The organism is Scytonema sp. PCC 10023, from assembly GCF_963920835.1.
Lineage (GTDB): Bacteria > Cyanobacteriota > Cyanobacteriia > Cyanobacteriales > Nostocaceae > Kalymmatonema.
Genome location: NZ_CAWUDP010000002.1, coordinates 37,028 through 52,059, shown reverse-complemented (window position 1 = coordinate 52,059; position 15,032 = coordinate 37,028). Strand labels below are relative to the sequence as shown.

Here is a 15,032-nt window from a genome sequence, read left to right as displayed (position 1 = left end):
AACATTTTTGTCATAAATTGAACGCCTTAGAGACAAAGAGCTTCTTTGTTCCTGACAAATTCTTTGTCAGCAAGAGTGGTTAAAGTAGGGCATTTCCCTTTGCTGCCTAGCAGTTTGGAGGAACCCCCAAACTTCTGTCAGCCACCAATCTTTGAAGAAGCTCTTCTAAGAAAGCGGGAAAGCCGCCCTTCGGGTATTACGGGCGTCAACACCGATGTTAACAAGAGTGTTGAAACTCATAATCGATAGCGACAGCTACAACAATTATGGATCTAAAGATTCGCTCTAGAACCTTTAGGAATTATAATGATTTATAATGCGACAATCATTTACCTTCGTTTAAGTATCTTATTGAGGAGCAAAGTAAAGAAATCTGTATTTAGATAGATATGAAGCAAGCAAATCACGAACTAACTACAGCAAGCACAGTGAGTTAGGGTGGCAAATGTCCACTTCCATTTCAGCTATACCACTAACTCCAATCAGTTAGTCCTTTTGTGGGCATTACTTGCAAGCGAGCGAAAGTGGAGTTCACCAGAAGTCATCCTCATTTCCGTTTCTCAGCGTGAACGCCTCTTCAACCACCCACTAAATTTTACAACTTTGTGGCAACAGGTTGTTAATTATTTACCACTATTTGTTGACAGAGAGGAAGTTTTTTGGGTAAGGTAGCGAATTTGCTTTGCACTTAATGATATGGTCTGGAAATGCTTGCTCTTGTCATAACCGAGAATAGTTTTGGTAGGCTGAGCAACTAGATGTATCAAAACAAATGTTATTACCCATAGAGATTCTTCAGCAATATTGTAGACCATTTTGGGCTACTCAAGCTGAGTTTACGATTGAACAAAGGTTACTCGGGTGGATTGTGCGGCGTGAGTGATGTTACTCTTGCCGAGCTTTGCCAGTTTTGGCTGGTAGCCACCACAAGTACCAATCTTTCAGTATTTACTCAATTGGCTGCAAAAAAATCTAAATAAAGTATTAAGCTTTAATTGTTCTTATGCTGTTAAATAGCACAAGCTAGAATCCCACCAGTTTTTTCAACAAATGACGACGAGAGCCGAACAACAGGCATTGTTGCAACAACTCAAATCAGAGTACCGTCAAATTCTCATAAATTACTTTATCACCACAGAGGAAACACTAAAAGAGAAAATTGATAAATTTATCCATGCAGTATTTTATGGTAATATTCCTGTGCCCCAAATCATCGAAATTCACATGGAACTTATTGACGAGTTTTCCCAGCAGCTAAAATTGGAAGGACGGAGCGATGAAGCCTTACTTGATTACCGTCTGACATTGATTGATATACTAGCTCACTTATGTGAACTTTATCGTTGTTCGATTCCTAAATAGAATAACTTAATCAAAGTTCAGCCGCCCTTGTTGGTGGAAGTCGCCCTTTGAATTCAGGAAGAAGATAGCATCTAGCTCCTTCTATCTTTACTTATAGCCTGTACCTTTTATGAATAAACCAAGAAAAACCTATGTTCTCAAGCTTTATGTAGCAGGCAACACTGCAAACTCAGTACGGGCATTAAAAATACTCAAAAACATTTTAGAACAAGAGTTTCAAGGCGTTTATGCTTTGAAAGTTATTGATGTACTGAAAAGCCCACAACTGGCAGAAGAAGATAAGATATTAGCAACACCGACATTATCTAAAATTTTGCCTCCACCCGTTCGGAAAATTATTGGAGATCTGTCAGATAGAGAAAGAGTATTAATTGGATTGGATTTGCTTTATGAAGAACTGAGTGAAGATGAGCAAGAACAATTTGAAGAGTAGACTATATAACAAAACAATACTGACGACAGAAACGACATAGTTTATTAATAAAATAACTGGGTCTCATCCCGATTTATAAGCGTTAGCAATGAATGATAAAGAAAATTTAGAGCAAAATAAAACACCGACATATACAGGTGTAGAAAAAATTCGGACAATGATAGAAGGCTTTGACGATATTAGTCATGGAGGGTTACCTGTAGGAAGAACGACCTTATTCAGCGGCACATCTGGAACGGGCAAAACTTTATTTTCTCTGCAATTTCTTTACAACGGTATTACCTACTTTGATGACCCAGGAGTCTTTGTTACATTTGAAGAATCTCCCAGTGATATTATAAAAAATGCTGGTATTTTTGGTTGGGATTTACCGCGCTTGATGAGTGAAGGAAAATTATTTATACTCGATGCTTCTCCCGATCCAGAGGGGCAAGATGTCGTGGGTAACTTTGACCTTTCTGCCCTGATTGAGCGCCTGCAATATGCTATTCGTAAATATAAGGCAAAACGTGTTTCTATTGACTCAGTCACAGCAGTCTTTCAACAGTATGAAGCTGGAGGAGTGGTGCGGCGAGAAATATTTCGTCTGGTAGCGCGTCTCAAACAACTAGGTGTCACCACGATTATAACCACAGAACGCACGGAAGAGTACGGGCCTGTTGCCTGTTATGGGGTAGAAGAATTTGTTTCCGATAATGTGGCGATCGTCCGTAATGTTTTAGAAGGAGAACGTCGCCGTCGGACAATTGAAATACTCAAACTGCGCGGTACGACACATATGAAGGGTGAATATCCTTTTACAATTACCAATCAAGGGATTAACATTTTTCCATTAGGAGCGATGCGCTTAACTCAACGGTCTTCAAATGTCAGGGTATCTTCTGGCGTGAAAACCTTAGATCAAATGTGCGGCGGTGGTTTCTTCAAAGATTCGATTATTTTAGCAACAGGAGCAACTGGTACTGGGAAAACTCTATTGGTTAGTAAGTTTCTGCAAACTGGTTGTTTCCACGGGGAACGGTCGATATTATTTGCCTATGAAGAATCACGCGCTCAACTATCTCGCAACGCTTCCTCATGGGGAATTGATTTTGAGGATTTAGAACGTCAAGGTTTGCTAAAAATAATTTGTACATATCCTGAATCAACTGGTTTGGAAGACCACTTACAAATTATTAAGTCAGAAATTGCTGAATTTAAACCATCTCGTATTGCTATTGACTCTCTTAGCGCGTTAGCAAGAGGTGTAAGCAATAATGCATTCCGGCAATTTGTCATCGGTGTTACGGGTTACGCCAAGCAAGAAGAAATTACAGGCTTTTTTACCAACACAACCGACCAATTTATGGGGTCGCATTCGATTACAGACTCCCATATTTCTACGATTACTGACACAATTTTGATGTTACAGTATGTAGAAATTCGTGGAGAGATGTCGCGGGCGATCAACGTATTTAAAATGCGCGGTTCATGGCATGACAAGGGTATCCGCGAATATAATATTACGGCTGATGGTCCCGAAATTAAAGATTCTTTCCGCAACTATGAACGGATTGTCAGTGGTGCTCCTACGCGCGTTACTATCGATGAGAAGGCGGAACTGTCTCGCATTGTCAAAGGATTTCAAGACAAACAGAGTTCCGATTCCTAAACTTGGCATCGTGATATATTCTCTGGTGAGAAAACGGTTTCTGCCGCTTTATTTTCGTGTGAGGGGATGCGGTGAAAGGACAGCTAATATTCAGTAGTTTGTTACCTGGTGTAACAGCAGCAGTGTTAACAACTCAGCCTGCTTGGGCTGAGACTGTCAAAGTAACTGGAGTCGGGCTTTTAGCCTCACCCAGTGCCTTGACTTCTACCTACGAGGAAACCTCGGCAGCACTCAACATCAACACGCAGCAGCTGGCTCCTACTGTTGACAACAGTTTTCCAGCGCCAGCCCTATCTACTGTATCTACTGTTGGTGTTATGGCAGCTCGTCTAAATTCTGTAGGTAGTAGCAGTGTCGGAGTCGTACTGACTGGAAAAACTGGTGTGCCGATAAGAAAAGTCGCGGGTAAGGTTCAAGGTGTGCTTTTAAGCTTGAAGCCTAACTCAAAGCAAAGCCAGTTGATAAATAAGATTCGTTCTGCTACTAGCACGCAAAAACAGAATCAGCCAACAATTGCTGCTCAGGAATCAGAAAATACAATTGTTTCTAATTATACTACCTCAACAGCCGCTTCCTCTGTGCAACCAAAAATGCCTGCTTCTTCTGAGCAGCCTGCTACACAAAAGAAAAACCCTGATTCTGGGTTAGCAAAAGTGTCAGCAACTTCAACACGCAGCACAGTAGAAGTAGCGAAGCTATTGGAGCAGGTGGAGTCGTGCCCGCAACTACAGGGGAAAGGTAAAGGTAAGGTTGGTCGTTCGGCTTCTGTGCTCCTTAGGTCGTCTACCTGTGGGCAACAAAATGCTACGAGAAATCAGGTAGCTCAAGCAGGTTCCTCGACTCCTGCGCCAACGACTCCTGCGCCAACGACTCCTGCACCAACGACTCCTGCACCAACAGGTTCCGTGCCAGCAGGTTCCGTGCCAACGCCTGATTACCTCAATGCCAACCCAAATTCCTTACAGTTTCCTACCAAACCAGAAGAAGTGAGGATTCAGGGAACTCAGCCGATTAGTTTGGCACAAGCTTTAGAGCTAGCACGGCGCAATAATCTGGACTTACAGCGGGCCTTACTGACCGTAGAACGCACTCTAGCTTCTTTGCGGCAGGCGCAAGCTGCTTTGTTACCTAATGCCAGTCTTAGTACTAGCCTAAATCGTCGTGGACCAGCTTTCTTAGATCAAGAAACACAGACTCTGCAGGGAACTCAAGATGTACCCTCTACGACAAGTGTCTCTGGTACCGCGCAACTGCAATATAATCTCTACAGCTCTGGACAAACGTCAGCCCGCATCAGAGAAGCTGAGGAACGGCTACGTTCGGACCAGTTGGAAGTTGAGCGTCAATCTGAGGATATCCGCCTAAATGTCACCACTCAATACTACAACCTGCAACAAGCAGATGAACAAGTACGTATTGAGCAGTCTGCTGTGACAAATGCCCAGGCTAGTTTGCGGGATGCACAAGCTTTGGAAAGAGCTGGTGTGAGTACTCGGTTCAATGTTCTACAGGCTCAGGTTCAACTAGCAAATTTCCAACAACGGCTGGTAAATGCAATCTCACAGCAGCGAATTAGCCGTCGTCAATTAGCGCAAACGTTGAATTTGCCGCAGTCGATTGATGTAACTACGGCAGATCCAGTGAGATTAGCAGGTCTATGGAATATTCCGCTGCCAGAAACTGTTGTCTTAGCTTTTCAAAACCGTCCGGAACTGCAACAGCAACTGATCCAACGCAACATTGCTGAGCAACAGCGACGGCAGGCGCTTGGGCAGCTCGGTCCTCAAGTGAGTTTGGTTGCCAGCTACGACCTTTCGGATCAGTTTGATGATAGCAGAAACGGTACTGATAACTATTTGTTGGGAGTCAGAGCCAACCTGCTTTTGTTCGATGGGGGATCGGCAAGAGCTGCAGCAGATCAAGCTAGAGTTGCTATTCGGATTGCCGAAACTCAATTTGGCAGCCAGCGCAACCAAATCCGCTTTGACGTAGAACAAGCCTATTCTCAATTGCAATCTAATTTGGAGAATGTTCAAACTGCAAATGCTGCTGTTGAACAATCTAGAGAGGCATTGCGTTTGGCGCGTTTGCGATTCCAAGCAGGTGTAGGCACTCAAACTGAAGTCATTGACGCGGAAAATGCCTTGACAAGTTCTGAAGGTCAACGAGTCCAGGCAATCTTAAATTACAACCGCGCTCTAGCTACTTTACAACGAAATGTCACCTCAAGGGGATTACCCTAAATTAGTCATTAATCATTACTCATTCACACCGGATGATGAACCATAGACTGTAGACTTTCATCTTATTTTGGAAAGTACTCTGCTCCTGATCCATATCATCGCAGAGTACTAACCCAAGTTGCTAGTTATCGATGTCATGAGGGGGATTAAAATCCTACTCTACCCTACTCTCCCTTGTAGACGCCCTCTGGGCGTCTACGGGAAGCCCAAGGGGCTTTACGGGAAGCCTCACGCGCAAAGTCTCGCGTGAGGGATATCTGTCTAGATGGAGCGAGCCGTTCGGAGGCTAAAGCCATCTGGCTCTCACGCTCCCGTACTTTTCTTGTAGTTTCTACACCTATCAGAAGATTGTTGATTCTATCAATCAAAATTGGAATATCCTAGCATAGAGATATACTTCAAGGACTGGATAGAACACAAACTGATGACGGAAGTTACGGCAAAAGAAATTGCACAGTTTCGCTCTCAAGTCGCAGATGACTTCACAGCTATGGAAGCACTCGACATCATTGAGGAATGTGAGGGGGATTTAGAAGATGCAGCAATGACTTTAGCGATTCGGGCAGGACAAGAACCAGAAATAGCGAATTCAGAGTGGTTGGATGCTTTAGCTCGAAAATGGCGTGCCGTTATTTGTCAACAAGATTTTCGCGATGATTTGCTTAACGGTTCAGTTAAGGGGATGATGGAACACCTCAAGACAATGCCGACGTTTCCTAATATGTTAGCAACGCCAGTTTTAATATATGTTTTAAAGAAAGGTGTAAATAATTTTTGCGAACCTCTTGACTTAGTACAATAATGTACTTTCACACCAATCTGTTAGGCAGATACTGCTCACCCGAACCTTTACATCTAGCTAAAAAAGTCAGCAGGAATCCTTTGTATTAATAAAGAATAAACCAAAAAATAAAGATGTAAAGGAAAATTAACACTATGGGCTTTTTGCTGATAATGTGGATTTGATGAGCGCAGTTTGATTTGACATTTATTTGACATTTATTAAAAGCGTAACCCTTATCAGAACTCAGTTTTAACATTGATGAATTACCTTGTTGCCGTTTTACAAGACCGCATCCAAGCAGAAGCTGCTTACGTAGCCTTAGAGAAAGAAGGCATAGAAGCTACAATATTAGGTAGAGGTTATAAAAGTGCTGATGAGTTTGGCTTGATTGACCCTAACGAGCAAGCAAAGAAGCAAGCGCAGCTTATGGCTTTTTGGTTGGTGCCGTTTGGATTTTTCGGTGGAGTGACTTTTAACCTGCTGACTGGTTTGGAGACTTTTCCTTGGGTAGGTCAGGTTGGCAATGCTATTATTGGCGGACTGTTGGGCGCTGGTGCTGGTGCTATGGGTAGTGTATTTGCTGGTGGTGGAGTCGGTTTAGTGCTTGGGAGTGGTGACGCTTTACCTTACCGCAACCGCTTAAATGCTGGTAAATACTTGGTTGTCGTTCAAGGTTCTGAAAGTCTTACCCGTCAAGCAACCAGCCTGTTGCGTCAATTTAAGCCAGAAAATCTTCAAGGTTACGCTGACACAAGTATTCGTTAGTCTATGGTTAGTAGTTAGTAGGTAGTGGGTAGTGGGTAGTATTTTTTTACAACTAACAACTGACAACTAACAAATGTACAAACGTGACAACTAACAAATGTAGAGACGCGCCATGGCGCGTCTCTACAACTAACAACTAACGACTCATAACTCATAACTACTACATAGAATGCTGCCACGGGAAGAACTTTTAAAAGGTGTTGAAAATCGAGATAGTATCGCTCATGTGATTGACCAGGCTGAACAAGCCATCAAAACTTGGGAAGTTGTTTTGACTGATTTTCTGTCTCCTCCAGAGTTGGTGGAAATTCAGCAGGTGTTCAGCCGTCTGACTGAGGTGGAATTTGTGGTGTGGGGTGGATATCCCCAGGCTGAACGTAAAAGAATAGCGATCGCCCGTTCCGAAATGCCTCTGGATCAATCTCAAGTCGCCGTTACCGCCTTAGATATAGCTGGAAATTTCCTGTTTGATACCGCTACTCACCGCGACTTCTTGGGCGCAATGTTGGGAACTGGTATTGTCCGCGAAAAGACTGGGGATATTATTGTACTGGGTGAACGAGGGGCGCAGGTAATTGTCGTGCCGGAGTTGGCGGACTTTTTAGAGATGAATCTCAAGCAGGTGCGATCGGTTCCCGTGAAAACCCAGCGCATTGATTTAAGTGAGTTGAAGGTGCGCGAACCGAAGAAAAAAGAATTAACCACAGTGGAAGCTTCTTTACGGTTGGATGCGATCGCCTCTGCTGGTTTTGGGATGTCTCGCAGCAAAATGGTTGAGTTAATTGATGGCGGTGATGTTCGCGTCAACTGGAAGGAAATTACTCAAGCAAGTTCTCAAGTGAAAACAGGTGACTTAATCGCTATTCGTGGTAAAGGACGTTTAGAAGTTGGAGAAATCGCCGTTACTAAAAAAGACCGCTACCGCGTGCAGTTAACCAGGTATGTGTAAAAATAAAAAAGATAAATTCAATCTTTTTTTTTTTGGCTTTTTACTGTTCTCATCTCACGACTTCCTAACAGAAATTCAAAATTAATAGGCGCTATATCTTAAATTGTTTTTGCCTTAAATTGCTTTTCCAAAATACTGAGCAGAGTTTTGCGGGGTACAAACGGGGATAACTTGGTGATCAGGTGAGTGCTTAAGCCACCAATAACAACAATAGAATCTCCCCTTTCTAAAGCTTTTAAGGATTCGCGTACCACATCTTTTGAAGTCGATATCTTATTTGTTCTAGCTGCAAGGGCTGGCGGGAAATTAGCTTCTGTAAAGAAGTTTGTCTCAACTGGTCCTGGACAAGTCACTAGAACGCGTACGCCATATTGACGATTTTCTGCCCACAATGCCTGACTAAAACTGACAATAAACGCTTTACTGGCAGCATAAACAGAAATGTAAGGCATTGGTTGAAATGCGGTCAGGGAGGAGACATTAATTATGCTTCCAGAACGACGTTGCCGCATTTCTTGCAAAAATTTATGAGTTAAATCTACTAAGGCAAGAATGTTTAATTGCACTATTTTGACTTGCCGTTCTGCATCGCTTTCACAAAAATCGCCATAGCAGGCAAAACCTGCATTATTAATTAACAAATCAATTGTTAATCCCTTTGATTTGACAGCATCAAATACAGCATAACCAGCGCCAATTTCTGTGAGATCTTTAACAACTGTATCTACTTGAATTTTATATTTTTCTTGCAAATGTTTTGCTAACTCGTTCAATTTTTCTTCTGAACGAGCAACTAAAACAAGATTTGTATTGCGTGCGGCTAGTTCCTCTGCAAAGGCTTTACCTATACCACTAGAGGCACCAGTAATTAAAGCAGTTGACATTCTACCTACTACGATAATTTTTCAGCTATTGCACAGATTGTATCAATCCTTTTAAAGGCTTTCCCCTATTTAAAGGAATATATCAACCTGTTTCATTTCATCAGCATTTGGGCATATTAAATATCAGTGAAAGTTTATACTATATTGTGATGATTTTTTTTCGGAATCTGCCCTTTAATCTCCTGCACAGAAAACCCCAAAATAGCTGTGGAATTGACCCGTTGCTAAAAAGTCAACAGCCTATCGTGCTAAAGCCTTCAGCACCTGTGCCATCCCGACCTAAAACCCTTGCCGAAATAGCAAAAGAAATCGAAGCTCAAGCACAGGTTCACCGTACCTACTCGTATAAACCAGGTGTTAAAAAACAAAGGCATTTGAGCGATTCATTGGGGGTGACAGCAATGACAAGCGAAGCGGTAAACCACGGTTCAAATCCGAGTCCCGTTATCGCTCATTTGTAATTGAGGGTGCTGGACTAGAACTGCATTCCTGTTCGATTGGTGGCAAATATTTGTATGCCAAAGTGCCGAAAATTGGGCTGGTCAAAATTTGCTCACACCGCCATTTACCAGCTGGTGCAGTTCTCAAGCAACTGCAATTCATCAAGAAAAACGATGGCTGGTTTGTCAATTTGCGGCTTGAAGACCCGACTGTTCCAGCCATTACGCCTGATTCGATTCTGCCAACTTGGGGAAATTCGCTCTCGCTGGATGCGGTGCTGAATGAGGATGTTTATCTGGCAACTTCTTGCGGCTTGAAGCTGCCCTCGCTCAAAGTGCTGCGGAAAAGCCAAGCCAAGCTAACCCGCATCTCCCAGAAAAAGAATGCTCGTAAGAAAGGCTCTAAGGCACGTCGCAAACACGGCATACGCGAAGGACGGCAACACCAAAAGATTGCCCGTGCCAGAAAGGATGAACAATACAAAACCGCTCACAAGCTCGTGAGAACAGGTAAGAAAGTATTCTTCCATGAAGACCTCAATCTCAAAGGTCTAACGCGCCGCAATCCACCCAAACAAGACTATAAGGGTGCTTATCTCCCAAACGGGCAATCTGCCAAGTCTGGACTCAATTTGTCTTGGGCAGATGCCGCATTTGGTCAATTCTTCCAAATTCTCGGACACATAGCTGGAAAAGCTGGGGCTGTAGTGATTGCGAAGAATCCTGCTTATACGTCTCAACTCCTAAGCTATCGGGATGAAGTGGTTTTCACTGATACCAGTATTCGGGAGTATTGGGACGCTAATCTAAAACTCTGGGTTGATAGGGATATCAATGCCGCTATCAACCTCAAGAGAGTGGGGCTGGACGTGTTCCCCACTATAAAACGCCGTAAAGGTGGCATCGTGATAGTTGGTTCTATCAAAGCATAGTGGGAGGGTGAGAACCCCTTGCTTTTAAGCAGGGGATGAAACCCGACACAACAAGTTTTAACTTGTTGTTTCTCTTTCAACGTGCGGCTACTAGCTTCTCGAATTAAATCCCAATCGTGAACGCTCTGTTTTTTGAGAGAGTTTTGTCAAATCTTGATGCTCTTTGTCTGAAAACCTAACAGTTAGTTTCTAAATGACCTCATATTAGTGTTAAAATAAGGTCATACTAACACAGGATGAAAAACTCCAAAAAACAAACGTGTTGGTGAGGCACTCCGTTGGACGGGTTTCCCGGCTTGAAGGAAGTGTCGAACCCGTAAGGGTAGACTGAACCACGACAACTGAAGATATGGGGTTGTGTTGAGAAGAACGCGCTGCGTTGCCTTCAACACGTAAAATCTTCAAGGTTGGAAGATCCTAAAGTAGCCGCACAGCCTGAAAGGGTCGAGGCGGGTAGGGCTGTCTTACCCTCGTCAACGTGTTTTACAAAAAACACGAGACAACGTTGCGGAGTGTGGCTTTTAGCCTACGCGTTGCAACAACAGTCTAGAATCCACGTTTTTCAAAGCGTGGAGAGTTCAACACTGATGATACCTCTAAGGAAGTTCTACGTATTCTAAGGCGCAAAGCGCCACGCTTCGCGAACGGAATACTTGAGAAGCCTACACCTACCCGCCAGGGAGGTGTAGGAGCGTCACTAACTTAGTGTTGGCAATTGAGCTAAAGTTATGTTATAGTAGTGGGGTTGCGGACGTATAGCTCAGTTGGTTAGAGCGCTACGTTGACATCGTAGAGGTCACTGGTTCGAATCCAGTTACGTCCATTGGATCTGTAGAGTCACAAATTGATTATTATCTCAAAAAGCCAATTTAAGCAATGATCGGAGAGTAGCGAAAAGCTCATGGAAGTTGCAGGATGTCAAAGACGTGATTGTCTGATGGGATGGGTGAGACGACTGTCCTAGACTATCGGTGAAGATGTCCGTCCTACAAGAACCGCTATCTTGCTTTGCGTTTGGACACGCTACTTTTGTGATTTGAATCACAGAATAAGTTTTTTGTAAATCTATAATTCCTAGTAGTAACCCCAACGGTACTTAATTACGGTTGATGAAATTTTTAAGTTCGATTCCGGAATGACCGCAACTGAGCGTGGAGTTACTTAGCGATTGGTTTTAATTGAACACAAGACTTCAGCTAATTTCTATCTTTAATAAGATTTACAAAGACTACTATGAACAAGTGTGTACCCATTCAAGTTAAATTCAACGCTGTTGGCTTTGTAAAATTTACTTTGGTTTCACTGGCGCTATCGCTCTCGTTTGGAGCCTACACTCAGGCAAATGCTCAATCGGTTCCAAAGGGAGAAGTTGAAGTTATATCGGTTCCACCACAAGAAGCATACTTTATAGAGAAGCCACAAGAAACTTCTCCTGTCAATAACTCTGATTCACACAATGGAAAGACTTTCGGCGATACCACGACCTTGGCACGTGTTTCTAACAGTACACAGAAGGTACAGGGTGTTGCGAATATTGTAAATTCTGTACCTAGTAGTCGTAACTCCTCAAGTCATACCAAGCCATATACGAATATTTCAAAACCCTAAGCTATCTAGGGCTTATTCCCTCTGCGGAACAGAGGATTACTATATCTTAAATTATTAAATTTTTAGCTAAGAATTTCGTAGGGAATTAACCCAGACGAACATCCGTACTTACTCGGCTGTTATTAGTCATTAGTCATTGCGTCGCATGGCGCGAAATTTCTGCTATCATGGATGTTTTGCCACGGGTTCCTGCAGAAGTCGTTGAGTTTGCGGATTCTTCAGGCGAGCTAGTAGTTTCTGTAAACAGGGACAGGCTGAGTAAAAAAAGTATAAAATACTACAAGTTTAAAGTAAGAGCATCAATTTCACTCCCTAGTAGTCTAAATCATAAATTTGATTTGGCAACAGCCTACAATGAAAAAACTTGCACTGATGGCTAGGTCAGTTAAGAATAAATAGGCGAAGCACACGGGGAGACTAACGTGAGTGATGGATTTGATTACGATTTAGTGATTGTAGGCGCTGGAGTAGGCGGACATGGTGCTGCCTTACACGCTGTGAGCTGTGGTTTGAAAACAGCCATTATCGAAGCAGCAGACATGGGAGGAACCTGTGTCAACCGGGGCTGCATTCCATCTAAGGCACTGCTGGCGGCATCTGGACGTGTGCGGGAGTTAAGAGATGCCCATCACCTCAAGTCGCTAGGAATCCAACTGGGAAGTGTGGCGTTTGACCGAGAGGCGATCGCCGATCATGCAAACAATCTCGTAGCCAAAATACAAGGCGACTTGACCAACAGCCTGAAACGTTTGGGAGTCGATATCATCCGAGGTTGGGGTAAGATAGCAGGGATTCAAAAAGTCTCTGTGACAACAGACAGCGGCGAAAAAACGATTACGGCAAAAGATATCATTCTTTCTCCCGGTTCAATACCCTTTGTTCCTCCAGGTATTGAAGTCGATGGCAAAACTGTATTTACCAGCGACCAAGGTGTCAAGCTGGAATGGTTACCAGATTGGGTGGCAATTGTTGGCAGTGGCTACATCGGCTTAGAATTCTCTGATGTTTATTCAGCTTTGGGCAGTGAAATCACGATGATAGAAGCCCTAGACCAGCTGATGCCAGGATTTGACCGCGATATTGCCAAACTTGCCGAACGGGTTCTGATTACTGGGCGCGATATTGAAACGTATGTGGGGATATACGCTAAGAGAGTCATTCCTGGTTCACCCGTAGTCATTGAGTTAGCTGACTTCAAAACCAAAGAAGACGTAGGCGTCATCGAGGTAGATGCTTGCCTAGTGGCGACGGGACGCATCCCGGCTACACAAAACCTCGGTTTAGAGTCTGTGGGTGTGGAACTTGATCGGCGGAATTTTATCCCAGTGAACGACAGCATGGCTGTGCTATCGGCTGGTGAGGTGGTGCCCCATCTGTGGGCAATTGGCGATGCTAATGGCAAAATGATGCTGGCGCACGCTGCTTCTGCTCAAGGTATCATCGCAGTAGAAAATATCCGTGGGCAGCACAAAGAAGTAGACTATCACAGTATCCCCGCAGCAGCGTTCACTCATCCAGAAATCAGCTATGTGGGTATGACCGAAGCAGCAGCCAAGGAAAAAGGCAGCGCCCTTGGATTTGCAGTCGCAGTGGCAAAGAGTTACTTCAAAGGAAATTCCAAAGCCTTGGCAGAAGGTGAAGCTGACGGCATGGCAAAGGTCGTTTATCGCAAAGACACAGGGGAAGTTTTAGGCGTTCACATTTTCGGCATACACGCCTCGGATTTAATTCATGAAGCATCTGCGGCGATCGCCAACCGTCAATCTGTCCACACCCTCGCTCATTTGGTTCACGCCCATCCAACACTTTCCGAAGTGCTGGACGAAGCATACAAACGTGCAATTGCCAGTTAGTCATTTGTCCTGTATATGTGACAAATGTAGAGACGTGCCATGGCGAGCCAGTGCTATGCAAGAGGGTCTCCCTCGTGCCGGCTCTGGCGTCACGTCTCTACAATTAATGACAGCGTGTCTCTACAACCAATGACTCTTAACTAAATTATGCAAATCCGTCGCCGTAGACCTAACCCAGCTATTGCTGTATCCACAGTGCAGTATCAAGCTGCCATCCTTGATGCCCAGGCAAACAACATCTTAGAAGAAATTGTCTGGCATAAAGAAGAAGAAGTTGACCAAATGCGGGAAAAGCTGTCTTTGCAGGAATTGCAGCGTCAGGTTCTTGAAGCACCCCCTACCCGTGATTTTGTGGCAGCTTTGCGACAAGGTAAAACAAAACCAGCTTTAATTGCTGAAGTCAAAAAAGCGTCTCCCAGTAAAGGAATTTTACGAGAAGATTTTGATCCAGTGGAGATTGCGTTAAAGTATCAAAAAGGTGGTGCGAGCTGTATTTCGGTACTTACGGATGAAAAGTTTTTTTCTGGCAGCTTTGAAAACTTAGCTTTGGTACGTGCCAAAGTAGATTTGCCCTTACTATGTAAGGATTTTGTCATATATCCCTACCAAATGTACATGGCGCGTATTCGAGGTGCAGATGCTGTATTATTAATTGCGGCAATACTGAGTGATCAAGATTTGCAATACTTCGTGAAAATTGCTAAAACCCTGAAAATGACGGCTTTGATTGAAGTTCATACAATAGCCGAACTTGAGCGGGTATTAACCATAGATGGCGTATCACTGGTGGGTATTAATAATCGCAACTTGGAAGATTTCTCAGTTGACTTACAAACGACTTGCGAACTTTTGGCAGCAAAAGGCAACCAATTGCAGGAACGGAACATTCTGGTTGTCAGCGAGTCAGGCTTACATACCTCAGAAGATTTGACTTTAGTAGAACAAGCAGGAGTATCTGGCGTCCTGATCGGCGAGTCTCTGGTGAAACACCCAGATCCAGAAGAAGCGATCGCCAACCTCTTTGCCCAATCTTCAGCTTCTGCATAATTCAGGCTTTAGCCAAATAATTTTTGCCTATGTAACAATTCATGTAATGACAACCAACTTCTGACTCATCCAAAATCTTTA

Annotated in this window: 14 protein-coding genes and 1 tRNA gene; 13 read left to right on the top strand and 2 right to left on the bottom strand. The window is 43.6% G+C overall.

Features of this window, described 5'->3' with window-relative positions; all coding sequences use genetic code 11:
- Positions 1-623: 623 nt before the first annotated feature.
- On the bottom strand, positions 624-815 hold the full coding sequence (locus ACM0OZ_RS01690; protein WP_414581104.1) for a hypothetical protein: 192 nt from the start codon (positions 813-815) through the stop codon (positions 624-626).
- A 235-nt stretch (positions 816-1,050) separates the two neighbouring features.
- Here ACM0OZ_RS01690 and ACM0OZ_RS01685 point away from each other — a divergent pair, with 235 nt between their 5' ends.
- The 7 genes from ACM0OZ_RS01685 (at position 1,051) to ACM0OZ_RS01655 (ending at position 8,187) form a co-directional block, all read left to right on the top strand.
- Positions 1,051-1,362 carry a phosphatase RsbU N-terminal domain-containing protein gene (locus ACM0OZ_RS01685; RefSeq protein ID WP_414581103.1) on the top strand — a complete coding sequence of 104 codons (312 nt, stop codon included), beginning with the start codon at positions 1,051-1,053 and terminating at the stop codon, positions 1,360-1,362.
- Between the two features lie 109 nt (positions 1,363-1,471).
- Positions 1,472-1,795: a circadian clock protein KaiB gene (kaiB, locus tag ACM0OZ_RS01680; RefSeq protein ID WP_414581102.1), complete on the top strand. Its 324-nt coding sequence runs from the start codon at positions 1,472-1,474 to the stop codon at positions 1,793-1,795.
- 88 nt (positions 1,796-1,883) lie between these two features.
- Entirely contained in the window at positions 1,884-3,446 is a 1,563-nt protein-coding gene (gene kaiC, locus ACM0OZ_RS01675) for a circadian clock protein KaiC (protein WP_414581101.1), read from the top strand.
- A gap of 71 nt (positions 3,447-3,517) precedes the next feature.
- Positions 3,518-5,689, top strand: a complete 2,172-nt coding sequence (locus tag ACM0OZ_RS01670; RefSeq protein ID WP_414581100.1) for a TolC family protein — start codon at positions 3,518-3,520, stop codon at positions 5,687-5,689.
- A 424-nt stretch (positions 5,690-6,113) separates the two neighbouring features.
- Positions 6,114-6,491, top strand: a complete 378-nt coding sequence (locus tag ACM0OZ_RS01665) for a hypothetical protein (protein WP_041039297.1) — start codon at positions 6,114-6,116, stop codon at positions 6,489-6,491.
- 240 nt (positions 6,492-6,731) lie between these two features.
- Positions 6,732-7,238, top strand: a complete 507-nt coding sequence (locus tag ACM0OZ_RS01660; protein ID WP_414581099.1) for a hypothetical protein — start codon at positions 6,732-6,734, stop codon at positions 7,236-7,238.
- A 169-nt stretch (positions 7,239-7,407) separates the two neighbouring features.
- Positions 7,408-8,187, top strand: coding sequence for a photosystem II S4 domain protein (locus ACM0OZ_RS01655; protein WP_414581098.1), 780 nt, complete (start codon positions 7,408-7,410; stop codon positions 8,185-8,187).
- A gap of 98 nt (positions 8,188-8,285) precedes the next feature.
- Here ACM0OZ_RS01655 and ACM0OZ_RS01650 read toward each other — a convergent pair whose 3' ends face one another.
- The gene (locus tag ACM0OZ_RS01650) at positions 8,286-9,071 is read right to left on the bottom strand and encodes an SDR family NAD(P)-dependent oxidoreductase (RefSeq protein WP_414581097.1); all 786 of its coding nucleotides are present in this window, start codon (positions 9,069-9,071) and stop codon (positions 8,286-8,288) included.
- Between the two features lie 149 nt (positions 9,072-9,220).
- On the opposite strand from ACM0OZ_RS01650, the gene ACM0OZ_RS01645 reads away from it, so the two are divergent.
- The 6 genes from ACM0OZ_RS01645 to trpC all read left to right on the top strand — a co-directional run bounded on the left by ACM0OZ_RS01645 (position 9,221) and on the right by trpC (position 14,951).
- Positions 9,221-9,532 (top strand): hypothetical protein, encoded by a 312-nt coding sequence (locus tag ACM0OZ_RS01645; RefSeq protein ID WP_414581096.1) that lies wholly within the window; start codon positions 9,221-9,223, stop codon positions 9,530-9,532.
- Positions 9,457-10,443, top strand: coding sequence for an RNA-guided endonuclease InsQ/TnpB family protein (locus ACM0OZ_RS01640; RefSeq protein ID WP_414581264.1), 987 nt, complete (start codon positions 9,457-9,459; stop codon positions 10,441-10,443). The genes ACM0OZ_RS01645 and ACM0OZ_RS01640 overlap by 76 nt, the downstream gene beginning before the upstream one ends.
- Before the next feature lie 749 nt (positions 10,444-11,192).
- Positions 11,193-11,266: transfer RNA gene (locus ACM0OZ_RS01635), tRNA-Val, on the top strand.
- Between the two features lie 410 nt (positions 11,267-11,676).
- Positions 11,677-12,051 (top strand): hypothetical protein, encoded by a 375-nt coding sequence (locus ACM0OZ_RS01630; RefSeq protein ID WP_414581095.1) that lies wholly within the window; start codon positions 11,677-11,679, stop codon positions 12,049-12,051.
- Between the two features lie 422 nt (positions 12,052-12,473).
- Positions 12,474-13,904, top strand: a complete 1,431-nt coding sequence (gene lpdA, locus ACM0OZ_RS01625; RefSeq protein ID WP_414581094.1) for a dihydrolipoyl dehydrogenase — start codon at positions 12,474-12,476, stop codon at positions 13,902-13,904.
- A gap of 147 nt (positions 13,905-14,051) precedes the next feature.
- Positions 14,052-14,951 (top strand): indole-3-glycerol phosphate synthase TrpC, encoded by a 900-nt coding sequence (trpC, locus tag ACM0OZ_RS01620; RefSeq protein WP_414581093.1) that lies wholly within the window; start codon positions 14,052-14,054, stop codon positions 14,949-14,951.
- The last annotated feature ends 81 nt before the right edge of the window (positions 14,952-15,032 follow it).